2 protein-coding genes are annotated in these 3,326 nt (G+C 67.8%); both read right to left on the bottom strand.

Features of this window, described 5'->3' with window-relative positions:
* On the bottom strand, positions 1 to 1,400 hold a 1,400-nt coding region (locus BT364_RS38790), incomplete at its 3' end, for a condensation domain-containing protein (RefSeq protein ID WP_256260438.1).
* On the bottom strand, positions 1,397 to 3,326 hold a 1,930-nt coding region (locus tag BT364_RS38785), incomplete at its 5' end, for a condensation domain-containing protein (protein WP_256260437.1). The genes BT364_RS38785 and BT364_RS38790, both read right to left, overlap by 4 nt.

The raw sequence follows: 3,326 nt of genomic DNA, 5'->3' as shown, positions 1-3,326 counted from the left end.
TCGACAAGCCGATGAATGGTCGCAGTGTCCGGATACGGACCGCTGACACCATTCCACTCGACCAACACCTCCCGCCGCTCCCCCACCGTGAGCATATTGAGATCGCCGATGCGTGCGCCGGGCGAGTCCACTACGGAGGTCAGCAGGCTCTCGAGGTGGCCGGCCATGCGCTCGATCGTCTTCGCGTCGAAGCTGCTCCGGTCGTAGACGAAACGGAACTCCAGGGCCCGGCCCGCCGATACGACGAGGGTCAGCGGGTACCCGGTGCGCTCCACACAGTTGACCAGGCGCCGGGTCAGTCCCTCGGGGAAGTCCGACGGCTTCTGCACCACCGGGTAGTTCTCGAAGACGAGGATCGACCGGAACAGTGGCTCGCCGCGCGGGATCCTGCTGTGCTTCTGCACGTCGACGAGGTGACAGTACTCCCACTGCCGCATCTCCAGTTGTTCGTCCTGGAGATCCCTCAGCCACTCGGAGACGACCAGGTCGCCCGTGAGCCGGCCGCGCACCGGCAGCGTGTTGATGAACAGGCCCATCATCGACTCGACGCCGGGCAGATCGATCGACCGGCCCGAGATGGTGGAGCCGAACAGCACCTCGTCCTGGCGGCTGTACCGTGAGAGCAGGACCGACCACAGGCCTTGCACCAGTGTGTTCATCGTGACGCGCTGGGACTTGGCGTAGTCCCGGGCCCGCGCGAACAGCTCTGCGGAGGCGCACACCTCGAACTCGCCGACTCCCGTGTCACCGGTGTCCCGGTCGATGTGCAGGGCGGTGGGCTCAGTGACGCCAGCCAGGTAGTCGGTCCAGAACGCCGCGGAGCCGTCGTCCTGCCGGGAGTTGAGCCACTCGATGTAGCGGCGGTAGGGGACGGTCGGCGGCAGTTCGGCGGAAGTGCCGCCGAGCAGCGCGCGATAGAGGGCGAACAGCTCCTTCTGGAGGATCTGCACGCTCCAGCCGTCGAGGAGGATGTGATGGAACGACCAGACAACGGTCCGGCGCTCCTCCTCCATCCGCAGCACGGTGACCCGGACCAGCGGGGCCCGTGAGAGGTCGAACCCCCGGTCCCAGTCCTCCGCCAGGAAGGTGCTCAGCCGCTCCTCCTGACCGGACAGGCCGCGCAGATCCCTCACTTCGAAGGGGAGGGGAGCTTGGCGCTGCACCACCTGCACCGGCTCTGACACTCCCTCCCACACGAACGCGCTGCGCAGGATCGAATGCCGGTCGACGAGCTGCTGCCAGGCGGCTCCGAACAGCGTCTCGTCGAAGGGTCCTTCGACCTCCTCCGTCATCTGCACCATGTACGGGCGCGTGTCGGAAGTGTCCTCCAGCGAGTGGTACAGCATGCCGAACTGCAGGGGCGAGAGTCCGTAGACGTCTTCCACGTTGTGCGCACTCATATCGAGAACCTCTTCAGGATCGCGGCCATGTCGGCGTCACCGACATCGGTGAGGGGAACACCGGGGGACTCCCGGCGGGCGTCGGCGGCTCCGTCTGCACTGCCGGCGATCAGCTCGCGCAGGTGGCCGACGACACCGTCGGCCAGGCGCTCGACGGTGCGCCGCTCGTGCAGCGCGGTCGAGTAGTTGATGTACAGGCCGAACGTGTCACCTTCGACGGCGGCGGTCACGTCCAGCATGTTCCAGCGCATGCCGTCCGGGCTGATCGAGTGGCCCTTGGGCTCGTCAGGACCGGCGTACCGCCCGATGCCCGGCAGGTCCCTGGTGAACTGCCCCAGGTAGTTGAAGTTCACTTCCGGAGTGGGCTGCCGGCGCAGTACGGCGGCCATGTCCGGGGCGCCGAGATGGCGCAGGATGCCGTAGCCGACGCCCTTGTTGGGGATCCGCGCCACCTGCTCGCGGACGGAGTCGAGCGAGGCCACCGGATCGGTGGCTCCCGGCGCCAGCCGCAGCGCGACGGGGAAGACGGACGTGAACCATCCGACCGTTCGCGACAGGTCCACGTCCGGGAACAGATCCTCACGGCCGTGTCCCTCCAGACCGATCAGGATCTCGTCGTTCCCCGTCCAGTCTCGCAGGGCGTGCGCCAGTGCGGTGAGCAACGCGTCGTTGATCTGGGTGCTGAAGACTCGTGGCACGTCCCGCAGCAAGGCACGCGTCTCCTCGGGGCTGAGCGCCGCCACGACGCTGGCGGCGGATCCCAGGTCGTTGCGGCCGTCCCGGTCACGCGGCACCCGGCCGGCCGGCTTGGGCTCGGCCCAGTAGGCGTACTCGGCCCGTGCCTGAGCGGAGTCGGCGAAGCCGTTCAGTCGCTGGGCCCACGACCGGAACGACGTCGTCTTCGCCGGCAGCAGGGGCGCGAGATCGGCAGCCCGCCGCTCGTAGCAACTGCCCAGGTCCTCCAGGAGGATCCGCCAGGACACACCGTCGACCGCCAGGTGGTGTACGACGGTGAGCAACCGCTGCCCGCGCGTCGGTCCCAACTCCAGCAGGGCGGCCCGCAACAACGGGCCCTTGGCCAGGCCGAGGCTCTGCTGCGTCTCCTCCGCGATGTCCAGCGACACCGCCGCCAGGGACTCGTCCGAGACTCCGGACAGGTCGTGCACGTCGAGGATGTCGGTGTCCACGGTCTCGTCCAGGTACTGCCGCCAGCCGTCGGGTCCGTCCACGCAGCGCAGGCGCAGCGCGTCGTGGTGCTCGATCAGGTCGGCCAGCGCGAGCCGCAGCACGTCGGGGGCGAGCCCGTCGGTGACGAGAAGCTCGGCCTGGTTGAAGTGGTCGAACGTCGGCAGATCCTTCTCGAAGAACCAGTGCTGGATCGGTGTCAGCGGGACCTCGCCCGCCACGCGGCCCTGCTCCGCGTCGACCGGCGTGGTCGCAGCGGCGTGGACCGCGATCTCGGCGATCGTCTGGTTCTTGAAGATCAGCCGCGGAGTGAGGTGCACACCGAACTTCTTGGCCCGGGCGATCATCTGAATGCTGACGATCGAATCCCCGCCCATCTCGAAGAAGTTGTCGTGGATGCCGACGGTGTCGATACCGAGGATCTCGGACCAGATCGCGGCAAGGGTGCGCTCGGTGTCCGTCCGGGGTGCGGCGTAGGTGGTGGCGAGTTCGGGGCGGTGGTGGCCGGGCGCGGGGAGCGCCTTGGTGTCGACCTTTCCGTTGGGTGTCAGGGGCAGTTGGTCGAGGGGGACGTAGGTGCTCGGGACCATGTAGTCGGGCAGTTGCCGCTGGAGGTGGGTGCGGAGTTGGTGTGTGGTGGGGGTGTTGCCGGGATTGGCGACGATGTAGGCGATGAGCTGTTTGTTGCCGGGTGTTTCTTCGCGGGTGGTGACGGTGGTGGTGTGGATGTGGGGGTGGGTG

The sequence above is a fragment of the Streptomyces atratus genome (genome assembly GCF_900119365.1).
Lineage (GTDB): Bacteria > Actinomycetota > Actinomycetes > Streptomycetales > Streptomycetaceae > Streptomyces > Streptomyces atratus_B.
Note: the sequence above shows the minus strand (reverse complement) of the source record. Positions and strands in the feature narration are given on the sequence as shown.